The sequence below is a fragment of the Streptomyces nigra genome (genome assembly GCF_003074055.1).
In the GTDB taxonomy this organism is placed as follows: domain Bacteria; phylum Actinomycetota; class Actinomycetes; order Streptomycetales; family Streptomycetaceae; genus Streptomyces; species Streptomyces nigra.
The window spans coordinates 5,007,551-5,024,335 of sequence record NZ_CP029043.1 but is presented as its reverse complement, the minus strand read 5'-3'; the positions used below and the strand labels follow the sequence as shown (position 1 = coordinate 5,024,335).

At 71.5% G+C, this 16,785-nt stretch carries 22 protein-coding genes; 10 read left to right on the top strand and 12 right to left on the bottom strand.

Annotated features, from left to right (window positions below; genetic code table 11):
* Positions 1 to 126 precede the first annotated feature (126 nt).
* Together DC008_RS23450 and DC008_RS23445 are read left to right on the top strand one after the other, a co-directional pair.
* A complete protein-coding gene (locus tag DC008_RS23450; protein ID WP_108708638.1) occupies positions 127 to 1,095 on the top strand; it encodes a DUF4097 family beta strand repeat-containing protein in 969 nt (322 codons plus the stop codon).
* Between the two features lies 1 nt (position 1,096).
* Positions 1,097 to 2,185 carry a PadR family transcriptional regulator gene (locus tag DC008_RS23445; RefSeq protein WP_108708637.1) on the top strand — a complete coding sequence of 363 codons (1,089 nt, stop codon included), beginning with the start codon at positions 1,097 to 1,099 and terminating at the stop codon, positions 2,183 to 2,185.
* 55 nt (positions 2,186 to 2,240) lie between these two features.
* Here DC008_RS23445 and DC008_RS23440 read toward each other — a convergent pair whose 3' ends face one another.
* The 4 genes from DC008_RS23440 to DC008_RS23425 form a co-directional block, all read right to left on the bottom strand.
* A complete protein-coding gene (locus tag DC008_RS23440; RefSeq protein ID WP_108708636.1) occupies positions 2,241 to 2,804 on the bottom strand; it encodes a Clp protease N-terminal domain-containing protein in 564 nt (187 codons plus the stop codon).
* A complete protein-coding gene (locus DC008_RS23435; protein WP_055624179.1) occupies positions 2,804 to 3,013 on the bottom strand; it encodes a helix-turn-helix domain-containing protein in 210 nt (69 codons plus the stop codon). The genes DC008_RS23440 and DC008_RS23435 overlap by 1 nt, the downstream gene beginning before the upstream one ends.
* Before the next feature lie 124 nt (positions 3,014 to 3,137).
* A complete protein-coding gene (locus DC008_RS23430; protein ID WP_108708635.1) occupies positions 3,138 to 4,100 on the bottom strand; it encodes a zinc-binding dehydrogenase in 963 nt (320 codons plus the stop codon).
* 238 nt (positions 4,101 to 4,338) lie between these two features.
* On the bottom strand, positions 4,339 to 5,562 hold the full coding sequence (locus tag DC008_RS23425) for an NAD(P)-dependent malic enzyme (RefSeq protein ID WP_108708634.1): 1,224 nt from the start codon (positions 5,560 to 5,562) through the stop codon (positions 4,339 to 4,341).
* A gap of 661 nt (positions 5,563 to 6,223) precedes the next feature.
* Between DC008_RS23425 and DC008_RS23415 the strand changes: the two genes are divergently transcribed.
* Genes DC008_RS23415 through DC008_RS23405 form a run of 3 tightly spaced genes read left to right on the top strand, consistent with a single transcriptional unit; the run spans position 6,224 to position 8,915 of the window.
* Positions 6,224 to 7,177, top strand: coding sequence for an ABC transporter substrate-binding protein (locus DC008_RS23415; protein ID WP_108708633.1), 954 nt, complete (start codon positions 6,224 to 6,226; stop codon positions 7,175 to 7,177).
* A 35-nt stretch (positions 7,178 to 7,212) separates the two neighbouring features.
* The gene (locus DC008_RS23410) at positions 7,213 to 8,157 is read left to right on the top strand and encodes an amino acid ABC transporter permease (protein WP_108708632.1); all 945 of its coding nucleotides are present in this window, start codon (positions 7,213 to 7,215) and stop codon (positions 8,155 to 8,157) included.
* The gene (locus DC008_RS23405) at positions 8,154 to 8,915 is read left to right on the top strand and encodes an amino acid ABC transporter ATP-binding protein (RefSeq protein ID WP_055624121.1); all 762 of its coding nucleotides are present in this window, start codon (positions 8,154 to 8,156) and stop codon (positions 8,913 to 8,915) included. Before DC008_RS23410 ends, DC008_RS23405 begins: the two co-directional genes overlap by 4 nt.
* A gap of 65 nt (positions 8,916 to 8,980) precedes the next feature.
* Here the strand turns inward: DC008_RS23405 and DC008_RS23400 are convergent, their stop codons facing one another.
* Positions 8,981 to 9,766 (bottom strand): class I SAM-dependent methyltransferase, encoded by a 786-nt coding sequence (locus DC008_RS23400; protein WP_108708631.1) that lies wholly within the window; start codon positions 9,764 to 9,766, stop codon positions 8,981 to 8,983.
* Between the two features lie 98 nt (positions 9,767 to 9,864).
* Between DC008_RS23400 and DC008_RS23395 the strand changes: the two genes are divergently transcribed.
* A complete protein-coding gene (locus DC008_RS23395) occupies positions 9,865 to 10,494 on the top strand; it encodes a CGNR zinc finger domain-containing protein (RefSeq protein ID WP_108708630.1) in 630 nt (209 codons plus the stop codon).
* Here DC008_RS23395 and sodX read toward each other — a convergent pair.
* A complete protein-coding gene (sodX, locus tag DC008_RS23390) occupies positions 10,398 to 10,832 on the bottom strand; it encodes a nickel-type superoxide dismutase maturation protease (RefSeq protein ID WP_055624180.1) in 435 nt (144 codons plus the stop codon). The genes DC008_RS23395 and sodX overlap by 97 nt on opposite strands.
* 145 nt (positions 10,833 to 10,977) lie before the next feature.
* On the opposite strand from sodX, the gene sodN reads away from it, so the two are divergent.
* The 3 genes from sodN to DC008_RS23375 all read left to right on the top strand — a co-directional run bounded on the left by sodN (position 10,978) and on the right by DC008_RS23375 (position 12,602).
* Positions 10,978 to 11,373: a superoxide dismutase, Ni gene (sodN, locus tag DC008_RS23385; protein ID WP_020123534.1), complete on the top strand. Its 396-nt coding sequence runs from the start codon at positions 10,978 to 10,980 to the stop codon at positions 11,371 to 11,373.
* A 109-nt stretch (positions 11,374 to 11,482) separates the two neighbouring features.
* Positions 11,483 to 11,764 carry a hypothetical protein gene (locus DC008_RS23380; RefSeq protein WP_123954026.1) on the top strand — a complete coding sequence of 94 codons (282 nt, stop codon included), beginning with the start codon at positions 11,483 to 11,485 and terminating at the stop codon, positions 11,762 to 11,764.
* 97 nt (positions 11,765 to 11,861) lie between these two features.
* Entirely contained in the window at positions 11,862 to 12,602 is a 741-nt protein-coding gene (locus DC008_RS23375; RefSeq protein WP_108708628.1) for a VOC family protein, read from the top strand.
* On the opposite strand, the gene DC008_RS23370 is transcribed toward DC008_RS23375, so the two are convergent.
* The 4 genes from DC008_RS23370 to DC008_RS23355 are packed head-to-tail and all read right to left on the bottom strand — an operon-like array spanning position 12,589 to position 14,058.
* Complete coding sequence (locus DC008_RS23370) at positions 12,589 to 12,804, bottom strand: hypothetical protein (protein ID WP_123954025.1); 216 nt, start codon at positions 12,802 to 12,804, stop codon at positions 12,589 to 12,591. The genes DC008_RS23375 and DC008_RS23370 overlap by 14 nt on opposite strands.
* Positions 12,801 to 13,133: a DUF952 domain-containing protein gene (locus DC008_RS23365; RefSeq protein WP_108708626.1), complete on the bottom strand. Its 333-nt coding sequence runs from the start codon at positions 13,131 to 13,133 to the stop codon at positions 12,801 to 12,803. The genes DC008_RS23370 and DC008_RS23365 overlap by 4 nt, the downstream gene beginning before the upstream one ends.
* Before the next feature lie 44 nt (positions 13,134 to 13,177).
* The gene (locus DC008_RS23360; RefSeq protein ID WP_108708625.1) at positions 13,178 to 13,447 is read right to left on the bottom strand and encodes a hypothetical protein; all 270 of its coding nucleotides are present in this window, start codon (positions 13,445 to 13,447) and stop codon (positions 13,178 to 13,180) included.
* Positions 13,448 to 13,473: 26 nt separating this feature from the next.
* Positions 13,474 to 14,058, bottom strand: a complete 585-nt coding sequence (locus DC008_RS23355; RefSeq protein WP_108708624.1) for a dihydrofolate reductase family protein — start codon at positions 14,056 to 14,058, stop codon at positions 13,474 to 13,476.
* Between the two features lie 134 nt (positions 14,059 to 14,192).
* On the opposite strand from DC008_RS23355, the gene DC008_RS23350 reads away from it, so the two are divergent.
* A complete protein-coding gene (locus DC008_RS23350; protein WP_108708623.1) occupies positions 14,193 to 14,783 on the top strand; it encodes a TetR/AcrR family transcriptional regulator in 591 nt (196 codons plus the stop codon).
* 18 nt (positions 14,784 to 14,801) lie between these two features.
* Here the strand turns inward: DC008_RS23350 and DC008_RS23345 are convergent, their stop codons facing one another.
* On the bottom strand, positions 14,802 to 15,395 hold the full coding sequence (locus tag DC008_RS23345; protein WP_108708622.1) for a GNAT family N-acetyltransferase: 594 nt from the start codon (positions 15,393 to 15,395) through the stop codon (positions 14,802 to 14,804).
* A 252-nt stretch (positions 15,396 to 15,647) separates the two neighbouring features.
* The gene (locus DC008_RS23340) at positions 15,648 to 16,775 is read right to left on the bottom strand and encodes a family 2 encapsulin nanocompartment cargo protein polyprenyl transferase (protein WP_108710824.1); all 1,128 of its coding nucleotides are present in this window, start codon (positions 16,773 to 16,775) and stop codon (positions 15,648 to 15,650) included.
* Between the last annotated feature and the right edge of the window lie 10 nt (positions 16,776 to 16,785).

Sequence of the window (16,785 nt, the reverse complement as noted above, 5' to 3'; positions counted from 1 at the left end):
CACCAGAACGAGTGCCTTGACTTTCCCTGCCCGCGATATATCGTGTTTTACGGAAGACGCGATATGGCGTGTCGTGTCCGGGTCCGGCCCGTGCGGCCGCGTCCGGCCGGTCAGGAGGTCCGCACCATGCCCGAGTGGTCCGTCACGGAGCCCAGGAAACTCACCTTCGAGGAGCCGGTGCGCGACCTGCACGTCCGCGTCGTCAACGGAACGGTGAACGTGGTGGGCACCGAGGAGGGTTCCGCACGCCTGGAGGTCTCCGAGATCGAGGGCCCGCCCCTGGTGGTGACCCAGCGGGACGGCGTCCTGACCGTCGCCTACGAGGACCTGCCCTGGAAGGGGTTCCTCAAATGGCTGGACCGCAAGGGGTGGCGCCGCAGCGCGGTGGTCTCCCTGGCGGTGCCGGCCGACACCTGTGTCGAGGTGGGGGTGGTGGGCGCGAGCGCGTTCGTCTCCGGCCTGCGGGGGCGGTCCATGGTGAAGGGCGTGACCGGCGACACCACGCTGGTCGGCCTGTCCGGGCCGGTCCGCGCGGACACAGTCTCCGGGAACCTGGAGGCACAGGCCGTGACCGGCGACCTCCGCTTCAACTCGGTCTCCGGCGATCTGACGGTCGTCGAGGGCGCCGCCTCGTCCGTGAAGGCCGACTCGGTCAGCGGGTCCATGATCGTCGACCTGGACCCGGACGGCCCGACGGACGTCCGGCTGACCAGCGTCTCCGGCGAGATCGCCATACGGCTGCCCGCCCCGGCCGACGCCGACGTCGAGGCCAACACCGCGAGCGGCACCATCTCCAACGCCTTCGACGACCTCCGCGTGCACGGCCAGTGGGGCGCGCACAAGATCACCGGCCGGCTGGGCGCCGGCACCGGCAAGCTCCGGGCGACGACGGTCTCCGGCTCCATCGCCCTGCTGCGCCGACCGCCCCGGGAGGACGAGTCATGGGTGGATGAGGAGCCCGGCCCGGCCGGGGACCCGGTGGGCGGACCCGGGGCCGGAGCGGGGGACAATCCCCTCTCCGGCCAGGGCGACGATCCGACCGACGCCCCCACCTCCCGCCCGGCCGACGGCACGACCGACAAGAAGGTGCTCTGACATGCCCCCCGTCTTCGCCCACGGCCGCCTGCGCCTGTATCTGCTGAAGCTGCTGGACGAGGCGCCCCGCCACGGCTACGAGGTGATCCGCCTCCTGGAGGAGCGCTTCCAGGGGCTGTACGCGCCGTCCGCCGGCACCGTCTACCCCCGTCTGGCCAAGCTGGAGGCGGAGGGCCTGGTCACCCACACCACCGAGGGCGGCCGCAAGGTGTACGCCATCACGGACGCGGGCCGCGCCGAACTCGCCGACCGCAGCGGTGAACTGGCCGATCTGGAGCTGGAGATCCGGGAGTCGGTCGCCGAGCTGGCCGCCGAGATGCAGGCCGATGTGCGCGGCGCGGCCGGTGATCTGCGGCGCGAGATGCGGGCCGCCGCGTCCGAGGCCCGCAAGGGCGGCTCCGGGGCGGAGAGCCCCTCGGGCGACTTCTCGGACGTCACCGACAAGGAGGCCTGGCGGGCCGCCAAGGAGGAGATGCGCCGGGCCAAACAGGAGTGGAAGGAGCAGGCCCGCCGCGCCAAGGACGAGAGCCGGCGCGCCCGCGAGGAGGCCCAGCGCGCCCGGCGCCAGGCCAAGGAGGCGCAGGACCGCGCCCGGGCCCAGGCCCAGGAGGAGGTCCAGCGCATCGCCCGCCGGGTCCAGGAGCATGTGCAGGACCACTTCGCCCGGGGCGACTGGCCGACGGGGCTGCGCGAGGGCCTGACGGAACTGACCAAGGAGTTCGGCGACTTCGGCAAGGGCTTCGGCCGGGACTTCGGCTTCGGCCGCCCGGGCGCCCCCTCCCCCGGGACCGACCGGGCCGGACAGGCCCCGGCAGGCGAGCACGCCCCCGCCGCCGAGTACACCCGGCCCCCCGAGTACTCCGAGACCCCCGAGGACTTCCCGGCCGGCTACGAGCCCACCTGGGCCCATGAGACCGGCACCGGCGACCCGGCCCGCGACCTGGACCGGCTGCTCGACCGGTTCCGCGACGACATCCGTGACGCGGCCCGCGACCACGGTGTGACGCCGGACCAGTTCCGGGACGTACGGCGCCACTTGTCGACTGCGGCGGCCCATATCGGCGCGGTGCTGCGGGCACCCAAGTCCTGACGCAGGCCGGGCGGTACGGCCCGACCGCCCGGCCCGGCCTTCCCCGCAGCGCCCCTCAGCCGGCCTTGGACTCCGGTCCGCCGTACAGCACCCGGGTGACGGACTCATGGGTCACGCCGTGGTCGGCGAGGGCCTCGGCGGGGACTCCGGGGCGGCTGGTCAGGGCCAGCAGCAGATGCTCGTCGCCGATGTACCGGTCCCGGCGGGCGACCGCCGTGCGCAGCGACCGCGTCAGCACATCCTTGGCGTCCTTGCCGAACGGGCGGTGCCCGGACCAGCCGCCCCGGCCGCGGCGGTCCCCGGCCAGCGCCCCGACGCCGTGCGCCTCCTCGACCCGGGCGACGATCTCCGTGACGTCGATCCCGAGTCCGGCGAGCGCGTCGGTTTCGGCCTGGGACAGCCCGCCCCGCCGGCGGGCCTCGCCGAGCGCCCGGCGTACCGAGTCCAGCCATGCGCCGCCGCCGAGCGACGCCAGGGCGAACGACGCCCGGCCGCCCTCCCGGTCCAGCAGCGCGAGCAGCAGATGCTCGGGCCCGACGACCGGCGCCTCGTCCCGCTCGGCGTGCTCGACCGCGCCCGTCACCACCGCGCGGGCGTCCTTCGTGAACCGTTCGAACATCAACGCCTCCCGTGCTTCTTGTGGACGGCCTGCCTGCTGACCCCGAGCTCCGCGGCGATCTCCTGCCACGACCACCCTTGGTTGCGCGCGCTGCGCACCTGCACCGCTTCCAGCTGTTCCAGCAGCCGGCGCAGGGCGGCGACGGCCCGCAGGCCCACCCTTGGATCGCGATCTCCCGCCCGCTCGGCGAGATCCGTTGCCTCGGTCATGATGTCAATATTGGTTGACAGGCCGGGCGATGTCAACCCTGGTTGACATGCAGGTGCGGGGGCATGAAGAACGGCGGGTCCTGAGCCGAGCCCGGACCCGCCGTGAAAGGCGCGACGCCAAAGGTCAGTTGGTGAGGACGATCTTTCCGAACTGCTCGCCGGACGCCATCCGCTCGAAGCCCTCACGGGCCCGGTCCATCGGCAGCACCTCGTCGATCACCGGGCGCACCCCGGTCGCGGCGCAGAAGGACAGCAGGTCCTCCAGCTCGTCCTTGGTGCCCATGGTGGAGCCGACGACCTTCAGCTCCAGGAAGAAGATCCGGGTGAGCTCGGCGTGCGAGGGCCGGTCGCCGCTGGTGGCACCGGAGATGACCAGCGTGCCGCCCGGCCTCAGCGACTTCACGGAGTGCGACCAGGTGGCGGCGCCGACCGTCTCGATCACGGCGTCGACGCGCTGCGGGAGCCGGGCCCCCGACTCCACGGCCTCGACGGCGCCCAGCTCCAGGGCACGCTTGCGCTTGGCCTCGTCCCGGCTGGTGGCGAAGACGCGCAGCCCGGCCGCCTTGCCGAGGACGATCGCGGCCGTGGCGACACCGCCGCCGGCGCCCTGCACCAGCACCGAGTCACCGGGCCGTACACCGGCGTTGGTGAACAGCATCCGGTACGCGGTCAGCCAGGCGGTGGGCAGGCAGGCGGCCTCCTCGAAGGAGAGTTCCTTGGGCTTGGGCAGGACGTTCCAGGTCGGGACGGCGACCTGCTCGGCGAAGGTGCCCTGGTAGCGCTCGGTGAGGATGGAGCGGGGCTCCCGGGGGCCGACCCCGTGCCCGCTCTGGCCGATGACGGAGTGCAGGACGACCTCGTTGCCGTCCTCGTCGACGCCGGCGGCGTCGCAGCCGAGGATCATCGGCAGCCGTTCCTCGGGGAGGCCCACACCCCGCAGGGACCAGAGGTCGTGATGGTTCAGGGAGGCGGCCCTGACATCGATGGTGCTCCAGCCGGGGCGGGCCTCGGGGGCCGGGCGGTCCCCCAACTCCAGGCCGGAGAGCGGCTGGTCGCGGTCGATTCGGGCGGCGTAGACGGCGAACATGACCTTGACGATAGGCTCCGCGCCCGGCCGGCGGAACGGTGGGGCGTTGTGAGACACGCCCTCTTGCCAAGCCACCGGGCCCCTGCGAGCGGCCTCGCGGGACACGCCGGGCCAGGTCCCGTCCGCCACCCGGACGGCGGAGCAGGCGGGTAAAGAGACAAGCCACCCCGCCTGCACCCGCCGACGAGAACGACCCCGCCCGGACAGCCGGGCGGGGTCGTTCTCGTCGACACCGGGGTCAGCGGCGGGCGACACCCTCGGCGCGGGCGGCGGCGGCGACGGCCGCGGTGACCGCGGGAGCCACGCGCTCGTCGAACGGCGACGGGATCACGTAGTCGGCGGCGAGGTCGTCACCGACGACACCGGCCAGCGCCTCGGCGGCGGCGATCTTCATGCCCTCGGTGATACGGGAGGCCCGCACCTGGAGGGCCCCGGCGAAGATGCCGGGGAAGGCCAGCACGTTGTTGATCTGGTTCGGGAAGTCCGACCGGCCGGTGGCGACGACCGCGGCGTACTTGTGCGCGACCTCGGGGTGCACCTCGGGGTTCGGGTTGGCCATGGCGAACACGAAGGCGCCCTCGGCCATGGAGGCGACGGCCTCCTCGGACACCGTGCCGCCGGAGACGCCGATGAACACGTCCGCGCCGGCCAGGGCCGACTCCAGCGAGCCGGTGAGGCCGGCCTTGTTGGTGAACCCGGCCAGCTCGCGCTTGACGTCCGTCAGGTCGGTCCGGTCGGCCGAGACGACGCCCTTGCGGTCGGCCACGGCGACATCGCCGATACCGGCCTCGACCAGCATCCGGGCGATGGCGACACCGGCCGCGCCGGCACCGGAGATCACGGCCCGCAGGTCCGCGAGTCCCTTGCCGGTCAGCCGCGCGGCGTTGCGCAGCGCCGCCAGCGTCACGACGGCCGTGCCGTGCTGGTCGTCGTGGAAGACCGGGATGTCGAGCCGCTCCTGCAGCTTGCGCTCGATCTCGAAGCACCGGGGGGCCGAGATGTCCTCGAGGTTCACTCCGCCGAAGGACGGGGCGAGGCGCACCACGGTCTCGACGATCTCGTCGACGCCGGTGCAGGCGAGGGCGATCGGGACCGCGTCCACGCCGCCGAACTGCTTGAACAGAATGGCCTTCCCCTCCATCACCGGGAGGGAGGCCTCGGGGCCGATGTCACCGAGCCCCAGCACGGCCGTGCCGTCGGTCACGACGGCGACGACGGACGACTTCCACGTGTAGTCGTTGACGAGTTCCGGCTGCTCGGCGATCGCGCTGCACACTTTCGCGACGCCGGGCGTGTACGCCAGGGACAGGTCGTCCTTGTCGCGGACCGGCACGGTGGCCTGCACGGCCATCTTGCCGCCGCGGTGCAGGGCGAATGCCGGATCGAAGGAATCGAGGGGCTCGACCCCTCCGTCCTGATCGGTATTGCCCCCGCTGCGAGGATTGACGATCTCCGCTGCCACTTTGTCTGACCCCTTAAATGATCATGGTTGAGGGTGGGACCACTCCTGGTGAGAAGTGGGCGGGGACGCGTATGGCCCTGCTCGTTGATACGTACGACGTACGACGTACGGCCCATACGCGACGGGCGCGCCGCACACGCGCCCTGAGCCCCGGATGAGGGGTGTAAAGAACCTTCTTACCGGACGGACCGCGCCGCGACGAGTCCAATACGTGCAAGATCACATGACGCATGGGGAGGCTTCCTCACCCATGGATACGAATCGGACACGACGTGAGGGCGGCACCGGTGTGAATCGTGCCGAAATGGGCGGACAATCATCACCAAACACCATGGAAGGTCACCGAACCTCACGTACCCCACACACGACCGGTCCGCATCCCGCGAAACGCCGAAGATCTTCCGGCCGGAAGGGCGGATTCCCGTAGAAGGTGCGGCCAGGGTGGACCGGCCCGCGACGGTTCGGGGGTAACCCGTTATCCGATTTTGACATGGCGGGCGCCCTGAATGGCCCAGTCCGAATGGCAAGATGCCGTAATCACACAGGGTCGCGACACTCGAAGGCGTGTGCTCTCGTCGACCTGAGGAACACAGGCCCCTGCCGGTCACCGGCAGGTGCCCGCCCCATCGGCAACTCCACCCATCCGCCGGAGGAACCCACCATGACCGCACGCACCACCCGTCGTACGACCGCCGCTCGCTCCCGGTTGGCAGTGGTCGGCTCGATCGCGGTCGCAGGCGCACTGATTCTCACCGGTTGCGGTGACCAGACCGACAGCAACACGGAGGGCACGGGCTCGAAGAGCGCCGCACCGCTCGCCGACAAGCTGCCGCAGGCGATCCGCGACAAGGGCGTCATCAAGGTCGGCTCGGACATCGCGTACGCCCCGGTCGAGTTCAAGGACGACTCCGGCAAGACGGTCGGCATCGACCCCGACCTGGCCGCCGCCATGGGCAAGCAGCTCGGCGTGACCTTCGAGTTCGAGAACGGCACCTTCGACAGCCTGATCACCGGTCTGCGCTCGAAGCGCTACGACATCGCCATGTCGGCGATGACGGACACCAAGGACCGCCAGGAGGGCATCGACTCGGACACCGGCAAGAAGGTCGGTGAGGGCGTCGACTTCGTCGACTACTTCACGGCCGGTGTCTCGATCTACACCCAGAAGGGCAAGAACACCGACATCAAGACCTGGTCGGACCTGTGCGGCAAGAAGATCGTCGTGCAGCGCGGCACGGTCTCCGAGGACCTGGCCAAGGCCGAGGCCAAGAAGTGCTCCGGTGGCAAGACCATCACCATCGAGGCCTTCGACAACGACCAGCAGGCCCAGACCCGCCTCCGCGCGGGCGGCGCCGCCGCCGGTTCGTCCGACTTCCCCGTCGCCGCGTACGCCGTGAAGACCTCCGGTGGCGGCAACGACTTCCAGCTGGTCGGCGAGCAGGTCGAGGCCGCCCCGTACGGCATCGCGGTCGCCAAGAACAACGCCCAGCTGCGCGACGCCCTCAAGGCCGCCCTCGACGCGATCATCGACAACGGCGAGTACGACAAGATCATCAAGAAGTGGGGCGTCGAGGACGGTGCCGTGAAGGAAGCCACCATCAACGGCGGCAAGTGACCGCGTCGGACAGCGGGCACTGAAAGGCAACACCTGTGACTGACATCGACAAGAAGGACGGGGCGGCGGACACCCCGCCGGCCGGTCCGGAGGCCATCAAGGCCATCCCGGTCCGCCACTACGGGCGGTACGTCTCCGCCGTCCTGGCGCTCGCCATCCTGGCCGCGATCGTCTACGCCTTCTCCCAGGGCAAGATCAACTGGGACGCGATCCCGGACTACTTCTTCGACGACCGCATCCTCGACGGCGTCGGCAAGACGCTGCTGCTGACGGTCCTGTCCATGGCGATCGGCATCATCGGCGGCGTCCTGCTCGCCGTGATGCGGCTGTCCAAGAACCCCGTGACCTCGTCCATCGCGTGGTTCTACATCTGGTTCTTCCGCGGCACCCCGGTCCTGGTCCAGCTCATCGTCTGGTTCAACCTGGGCCTGGTCTTCGAGTACATCAACCTCGGCCCGTTCTACAAGAACGAGTGGTCCGACTTCATGACGCCGTTCCTGACGGCGCTGCTCGGACTCGGCCTCAACGAGGCGGCGTACATGGCGGAGATCTGCCGCGCCGGTCTGCTCGCGGTCGACGAGGGCCAGACGGAGGCCTCGCACGCCCTCGGCATGAGCCATGTGAAGACGCTGCGCCGCATCGTCATCCCGCAGGCCATGCGCGTGATCGTGCCGCCCACGGGCAACGAGGTCATCAACATGCTGAAGACGACCTCGCTGGTCTCGGTCGTCCAGTATCCCGAGCTGCTGCGCGCGGCCCAGGACATCGGCCAGACCTCCGGCGCCCCGGCCGAGATGCTGTTCCTCGCGGCCGCCTGGTACCTGCTGCTGACCTCGGTCTTCAGCATCGGCCAGTACTACCTGGAGCGCTACTACGCCCGCGGTTCGAGCCGGTCCCTGCCGGCGACGCCGTTCCAGAAGATCAAGGCGAACCTGCTGTCCCTGTCCAACCGCTCTTCGTCGACGGGAGGCACCGCATGACCGCCATGGTCAAGGCCGAGGGCGTCCACAAGTCCTTCGGCCCCGTAGAGGTCCTCAAGGGCATCGACCTCGAGGTCAAGCAGGGTGAGGTGTTCTGCCTCATCGGTCCCTCGGGTTCCGGCAAGTCGACCTTCCTGCGGTGCATCAACCACCTGGAGAAGATCAACGCCGGGCGGCTGTACGTCGACGGCGAGCTCGTCGGCTACCGCCAGAAGGGCGACAAGCTGTACGAGCTCAAGGACAGCGAGGTCGCGCTGAAGCGCCGGGACATCGGCATGGTGTTCCAGCGGTTCAACCTGTTCCCGCACATGACGGCCCTGGAGAACGTCATCGAGGCGCCGATCCAGGTCAAGGGCGTCTCCCGCGCCCAGGCCCGGGAGCGGGCGCGCGAGCTCCTCGACCGGGTCGGCCTGGCGGACAAGGCCGGGAACTACCCCTCGCAGCTCTCCGGCGGCCAGCAGCAGCGCGTGGCGATCGCCCGGGCGCTGGCGATGGACCCGAAGCTGATGCTCTTCGACGAGCCCACCTCGGCGCTCGACCCGGAGCTGGTCGGCGACGTCCTGGACGTCATGCGCGACCTCGCCGAGTCCGGCATGACGATGGTCGTCGTCACCCATGAGATGGGCTTCGCCCGCGAGGTCGGCGACAGCCTGGTCTTCATGGACGGCGGTGTGGTCGTCGAGTCCGGCGATCCGCGGGAGGTCCTGACCAACCCGCAGCACGAGCGGACACAGGCGTTCCTGTCCAAGGTGCTCTGACCGAGGACACCGGAGAGGGGCGGTACGGGTCATCCGTACCGCCCCTCTCGTCATGTCCCGGGGTGCTACTTCAGCGCCAGCAGCAGCGTGTCCGACGGGGAGCACCAGACCGGCCGGGCCTCCCCGAAGCCCTGCTCGCGCAGGACGCGGGCGTGCCACGCGGCCGGGGGCATGTCGCCGTCGGCGTGGTCGCCGTAGATCTCGAAGCGGCGGGCCGTCGGCTCGGCGAGGGCCGGGTCCTGGGCCGCGAGCCGCCACCACTCGGACCAGTCCGGGACGCCGTCCGCCCTGGCGCGTTCCATGCGGGCGTGGCGCTGGGCGCGCTCGGCGGCGTTGATCCGGGGCGTCGTGTCGTCGATCATGTGGTCCGCGTTCATGAAGACACCGCCGTCACGGACGAGCTCCGCGACCTGACCGTAGAGGGCCACGAGGGGTTCACGGTGCAGCCAGTGCAGGGCCGTGGCGGTCAGGACGGCGTCGTAGGAGTCGTACGGCAGCCGGGCCGGCCAGTCGGGGTCCTTGAGGTCGGCCGTGACGAACGAGATCCGCTCGTCGCCCGCGAAGGTCCCCTCGGCGATGGCCAGGAGCGCCGGGTCGAGGTCGACGCCGGTGCTGGTGGCCTCGGGGAAGCGCGCGAGCAGCCGTGCCGAGATGCTTCCGGTGCCGCACGCGAGGTCGAGCACGCGCGGGGCCGGGCCGACCAGGGCCTCGACCATGTCGAGCATGATCCGGAAGCGGTCCTCGCGGTCCGGCATGTACCACTCCTGCTGCCGGTCCCAGCTGCGCTGCCAGGCGGCCCAGTCCGCGGTGGTCGCGGTGGTCGCGGTGGCCGAGGTGTCCATGTCCGTCATCGAGCCCCTCCGTCGCACGATTGCGTAATACCCTGGATCCACGATCGACCATTACCCGACCGCACGACGACGATAGAACGTCTCCGTAAGGACTACAAGTGGAACTGGCCTATTACTCGGACTACGCCGTCCGGCTCGTCAACAGCGAGGACCCGGCCCGGGGCAAGGACTCACTGACGTCGGTCGAGGCCGTCCGCGACCTCTTCGGCAGCCACCAGGAGGCGGCCCGCCGCGCCACCGACGCGGACGTCACCCGTTTCCGCTCGGTCCGCGCACGCCTGCGGTCGGTCTTCGAGGCGGCGAACGACGGCGACGAGTCCACCGCGGTGAACCTGCTGAACGCCCTGCTCCTGGAGTTCCCGGTGAGCCCGCAGATCTCCGGGCACGACGTCCGCGACGACGACGGGCGCCCGCTGTGGCACATGCATCTGGCCGACCATCCGTCGAACGCGACCGCCGGCTACGCGGCCATCGCCGCGATGGGCCTGGCCTTCCATCTGACGGAGTACGGCGTCGACCGGCTGGGGCTGTGCGAGGCGGCGCCCTGCCGCAACGCCTACCTGGACACCTCGACCAACCGCTCCCGGCGCTACTGCTCCGACCGCTGCGCGACCCGCGCCAACGTCGCCGCCTACCGGGCGCGCAAACGCCTGGAGGCCGACCGGTCGGCCAGCACCGGCCGCACCGCCGAGAGCGCCCAGCGCAGCCTCGCGAACGGCGAGCGCTGACCGGGCTTGCGCGGCCGCACCCGCAGCCGTACGCGGCCCAGGATCAGCTCGTCCGGGACGACGCCGTAGTCGGTGCTGTCGCCGCCCGCGAACGCGTTGTCGGCCAGCACCCACCAGCCGCCGTCCCGGCGCTCGGCCGCGCGCTTGACGACCAGCAGGTCCTGCTGGAACGGATGGCGCAGGACCACGACGTCACCGGGCCGGGTCCGGCCCCGGTGCGACACGACGAGCAGATCGCCGTGGTACAGCGTGGGCACCATGGAGGGACCGGTCACCTCGGCCCACCCGAAGGGCCGCCCGGCCCGCCCGCGCTCGGTCTCCTGCGACAACTCCGGCATCCCCGGCACCTCCCCGGTACGGTCCTCCACCAGTCTCAGTCTCACCCTGGACTTTTGTCCTAAGCCCACGGGGGCACTCGCGAAATCCGGTCTTGCAGGGAGTAATGTCCCACCTGAGAAGACGATCACGAGGAAGGAATGCTCCATGCTTTCCCGCCTGTTTGCCCCCAAGGTCAAGGTCAGCGCACACTGCGACCTGCCCTGCGGTGTGTACGACCCGGCCCAGGCCCGCATCGAGGCGGAGTCGGTGAAGGCCGTCCAGGAAAAGATGGCCGCCAACGACGACCCGCACTTCCAGGCGCGTGCCACCGTCATCAAGGAGCAGCGCGCCGAGCTGGCCAAGCACCACGTCTCGGTGCTCTGGAGCGACTACTTCAAGCCCCCGCACTTCGAGAAGTACCCGGAGCTGCACCAGCTGGTCAACGACGCCCTGAAGGCCCTCTCGGCCGCCAAGGCGTCGACGGACCCGGCGACGGGCCAGAAGGCTCTGGACTACATCGCCCAGATCGACAAGATCTTCTGGGAGACCAAGAAGGCCTGAACCCAGGCCTTTTGTCGTTTCCCGACCTCCGAAGGGGCTCGGCCGGTTCGCCGGACGGGCCCCTTCGGTGTCGGTTCACCCGCATGGCCCGGGGTTCCGCCGAGGGGCCGTGAGAGTGCTCACCCAGGGCGACGCCATGGTGTTCGTGCCGGCGGACCGGCGGGACACCGCGCTGGTCTCGCCGGACGCCTTCGCGGGCGTGGGGGACATGGCGCCGGCGCGCGGTCCGGTGGAGTCCGGGACGCTGAAGGGCGAGGAGGCGTCGCCCGCCCGGATACGGTCCACGATGCCGGCCCAGCGGCGGATCCTGCTGGTGACGGACGCCGCAGCGGTGGTCCGGCCGGTGTCGGCACGCCGGGACGAGGTCAAGTCCGCCGTGCTGAAGCGGTAGTTCACCGAGGTGGACATAAAGGTGCGCGGGAGGCGGGTGACGGTGTACGAGCGGATGCCGTCCCGGTGAGAGCGGCGACCCGTCCTACGATCACCCCATGAGCATCCGCTGGACCTACGCCTTCGTCGACCGACCCGCCGCCCTGTTCGAGCGGGCCCACACTTTCTGGGCGGCGGTCACGGAGAGCGGGCTGTCCGAGTTCCGGGGCGAGCGGGGCGAGTTCGTGACCCTGGTGCCGGGCGGTGGTGCGGACGCCTGTGTGAAGGTGCAGGGGGTCGGCGCGGGGGCCGGGGGCGCGCATCTCGACTTCGCCGTGGACGACGTACGGGGGTTCGTGGCGGACGCGCTGGGGCACGGTGCCGGACTCGTCGCCGAGCACGACGGGTGGGCCGTGCTGCGTACGCCGGCGGGGGTGCCGTTCTGCGTGGTGCCGTGGGCCGGGGAGTCGGTCCGGCCGCCCGTGGTGCGCGGAAGCCGGCTCGACCAGGTCTGCCTGGACCTGCCGCCCTCCGCGTTCGACACCGAAGTCGCCTTCTTCGGCGCCCTGCTGGACGGCTGGGCGTCGGCGCCCGGCTCGCGCCCCGAGTTCCACGTACTGCGGCCCCCGGCCGGGCTGCCCGTCCGGATCCTGCTGCAGCGGCTCGGCGAGGAACGCGCGCCCTCCGCCCATGTCGACCTCGCCTGCGCGGACATCGCGGCGACCCGCACCCGGCACGAGGAACTGGGCGCCGTCTTCGTCGCCGACGGCGCCCACTGGACGGTGATGCGGGACCCGGCGGGTGGCGTCTACTGCCTGACGGCCCGCGATCCGGGCACGGGGGCGCTCAGCGCCCGCTGACGAAGCAGGCGACGTCCACGCTTCCGTCCGCGGGCGAGGGCAGAGGGCACTCCGTCGGCGACGTGCCCGGCGTCGCGTTCTCCCAGCCGAACCGCCCCTGCGGCCGTCCCGTGTCCTGCAGCCACAGCGTCGCCCCGCCCGCGACGGCCACCAGCACCAGCCAGGCCGCCACGATCCACCGCCATGACCGCCGCCGCGTCACCTCCACCGCTCCACGTCGACCACGGCGCCGACCGGCAGCGGCCCGTACACGTGCGGGAACTCCTCTCCGCCCGGCTCCACCGCCTCGTAGCGCAGCGGCACGTCCAGCCGCTCGGGGTCGACGACCAGCACCACGAGATCGTCCGGCCCGTCGTAGGTGCCGTAGAGGAAGCCGGCGACCTTGGGGAGCTGGGCGCGGGTCGAGCAGTGGATGAAGCCCTCCTCCTGGAGCGTGCGGCCACGGGTGGAGATCTCGTAGGCGCCGCGCTCGCGGGCGGCCTCCCAGAGCGAGCGTTCCGTGAGGTGGAGGATGTACGCGTGTTCGGACATACGGCGAGCGTACGGTCCGGGGCGGAGCCGCTTCTCGCCGCCGGTCAGGATTCGGTCGCGGTCGTCTTCTCGGGTCCGCCGGACGCGACCGGGCTCCCGGGCGGGGTGGGACCACCGGACGCGTCGGGCTGTCCGGGCCGGGCGGGCCGGTCGTGGTGCTGCTCGGCGGCGCCTTCGGAGTGCGCCGCGCAGTCGGGGTTCCGGCAGGGACCGGGTACCCATGTGGGGACCCACGCGCCCAGCGTCTTGTGACGCCGGACGACCATTTCCACGGGCTGTCCGCAGTCGGGACAGACGTGCTGTTCGCTGCCCATGTCCCCAGGGTAGGACGGCGCGCCGCTCAGCGCTTCCTGCTGTACGTACGAACCACGGCGCCGTTCTTGAAGGCCCGGACCTCGTCGAGGGCGAAGTCGGTGACGGCGAAGCCCGAGCCGAACATCGGCATGCCCGTCCCGTAGACCAGGGGATAGCTCTTGATGACGAGTTCGTCGATCTCGTCGATCAGCTCGCCGGCGAGCTGCGAGCCGCCGCACAGGTAGATGTCCAGTCCGCCCTCCTCCGCCTTCAGGGCGCGGACGGCGCCGACGACGTCGTCCCTGATCAGCTCGACGTCCGGGTCCGGGGACTCGGCCAGGGAGCGCGAGGCGACGTACTGGCGCAGATGGGCGTAGGGGCTGGTGATGCCCTCCTTCAGCCCTTCGTCGTAGCTGCCCCGCCCCTGGACGACCGTGTCGAACCGCACGTTCTCCAGGTGGTCGAGGCCGAGGGCGCGGCGGCCGGGGGTGGACACCGTCTCCGGGTACCGCTCCGTGAGGAAGGCCAGGAACTCCTCGTCCACGAAACGGAACATGTCCGTGGCGTCGCCGGCCGGGTCCCCGATGAAGCCGTCGAGGGAGCAGGCGATGAAGTAGGTGAGCTTTCGCAAGCCGGTCTCTTTTCGTAGGCTGACCGCAACCACTTCGGTTGTAGTGCTTCAGTTGTAGTACTCCGGCTGTAGTGGTTACAAGCGCTTTTCCCGTGCTGTTCCATGAAGGCTTCAAGTGAGGGAGGGGATTCCGCATGGCGGGTAACCCGGAGCGGCGGGCCGCTCTCGTCGACGCGGGCGTCGAGTTGCTGGCGCGTGAGGGGGCGCGGGGGCTGACGTTCCGGGCGGTGGACGCCGAGGCCGGGGTGCCGGTCGGCACCGCCTCCAACTACTTCACCGACCGCGAGGACCTGCTCCGGCAGATCGACGCCCGGCTGCACACACGGCTCGCACCGGACCCGGAGGTCCTCGCCGGGCTGCTCGCACGACCGAAGGACCGCTCGCTCGTCACCGCGTTCATGCACGACCTGATGGGCCGGGCCACCCGCGACCGCACCGGGTATCTGGCGCTGCTGGAGATGCGCCTGGAGGCGTCCCGGCGCCCCGAACTGCGCGCCTCGTTCACCAAGTCGGTGCGTGGCGACCTCGACGAGGCCCTCGGCTTCCACCGCTCCGCCGGGCTGCCCGGCGGCGACGAGGTCGTCACCGTGCTCTATCTGGCGATGCTCGGCCTGCTCCTGGAGCACCTGACCCTGCCGGACGTCCTGGACGGCGTCCTCCCCGGGGTGTCCGTCCCGGACGGGCTGGTGGAGCGGATCACGGCGACGGTGGTGCCGGAGGCGTAGCAGGGGGTGTCGTGCCGGTCAGCCGCGCGGCTCGCGCCACATCGGCCACATCGGGGGGCCGTCCGGGAGGTCGAGGGGGCGGCCCTCCAGGGCGAAGCCGAGGCGTTCGTACAGCACCCGGCTGCGGGCGCTGCTCGCCTCCAGATAGGCGCCGAGGCCGTCCCGGTCGCAGCGGTCGAGGACGGAGGTGATGAGGGCGGTGCCCAGACCCTGCCCCTGCCGCCCGGGAGCCGCGGCGATCATCCACAGGTACTCGTGGGCCCGTCCGGCCGGGTGGATGCCGGCGGTGAGCCGGCCGATCAGCTCGACGCGCTCGTTGTCCGGGTCGACCTCGGCCCGCAGTCGGGCGGGCCCCTCGTCGTCCTGCTCGGGCGCGTCGGCGGGCACGGACATCCACAGCGCGCAGGCCGTGCCGTCCTCGGTGAGGTCGATCCGGCCGTGGGCCAGCACGATGTCCGTGAAGGCGGCCATCAACTTCGGGTGCGTGGTCCGGCGGTGCTCCTTGCCCGGGAAGACCCAGCCGCTGACCGGATCGTCCTGGAAGGCCGCGTCCAGCAGCCCCACCACCAGCTCCCGGTCCGCCTCGCCCGCCGTCCGGATCGCCACGCCCATGAGTCCGCGCCCCTTCGTCTCAACCGGCCTTGATCGTAGGGCGGTTGGTGCCGCCGTGCCGCACCGGGGACGACTTTGACGCGATCCATGCGGCTCGCCGCACAGAGGTGCTTGATGTGAAGGCGGGCCCCGCACACCGTGGGGATGTGCGGGACCCGCCGGGCCGGAGCCACGGTGGTGCCGTACGGGGTCAGGAGCCGTACGGCCCCGATGGCTCCGGGGTCCTCGATTCCGCGGCGGCGGCCGCGGGTCTCAGGCGCTGCGCCGGGTCACGAACTCGGCCAGCGCCAGCAGTCCACCCGCCTCCTCCGGTTCGGGCACCGCGCGGGCGAGCGCCTCTACGGCACGTGCCATCCGGTCCGCGGCCTGGGCCTGCGCCCAGTCGCGGCCGCCGGCCCGCTCCACGGCGAGCACGGTGCGCTGCAGGTCCTCCTGGTCGTAGGGCGCCTCGTACAGCGCGGCCAGCTCCTGGGCGGCCGGGCCGCCCGAGGTGAGCGCCGCGACGACGGGCAGGGACTTCTTGCGCGCGGCGAGGTCCGCGCCGACCGGCTTGCCGGTCCGCCTCGGGTCGCCCCATATGCCGATCACGTCGTCGATGAGCTGGAACGCGAGCCCGGCCTCACGGCCGAACGCGTCCATCGCCCGTACCCCGCCGTCGCCGGCGCCCGCGTACAGCGCCCCGAGGGCGCAGGCGCAGCCGAGGAGCGCGCCGGTCTTGGCCTCGGCCATGGCGAGCACCTCGTCGAGGGTGACCTCGGTGGGGCGCCGCTTCTCCAGCGCGGTGTCGGCGTGCTGCCCGGCGCACAGCTCGACCACGCAGTCGGCGAGCCGGGACGCGGCCTTCACGGACGCCGGATGCGGGTCGTCGGCGAGCAGGCGCAGCGCCAGCGCCTGCAGGGCGTCACCGGCGAGGATCGCGTCGGAGTCGCCGAACACGGTCCAGGCGGTGGGCCGGTGCCGGCGTGTGGTGTCGCGGTCCATCACGTCGTCGTGCAACAGCGTGAAGTTGTGGACCAGTTCCACCGCCACGGCCGCTCTGAGGGCTGACGCCCGGGCCCGCGGTCCGCCGAGCGCCGCCGCGGCGGTGAGGACGAGGGCGGGCCGGATCGCCTTGCCCGCGCCGCCCGTCGCCGGGGTGCCGTCCGGATCGGTCCAGCCGAAGTGGTAGCCCGCGATCCTGCGCATCGAGGGCGGCAGCGACTCGACCGCCGCCCGCATCTCGGGGTCGACGGACGCCCGGGTGCGCTCCAGGATCACCGCCGCCTCCGGCGTGTCGGCCGGTCCCGGCGGGCCGGCCTGGCCGGTCGCGACGGTCCCCCGCCCCTCGGGCGGCTCGGTGGCGAGCGGGACCCCGGCGGGGCGGTGCTGTGTCTCCGTCATGAACTCACCC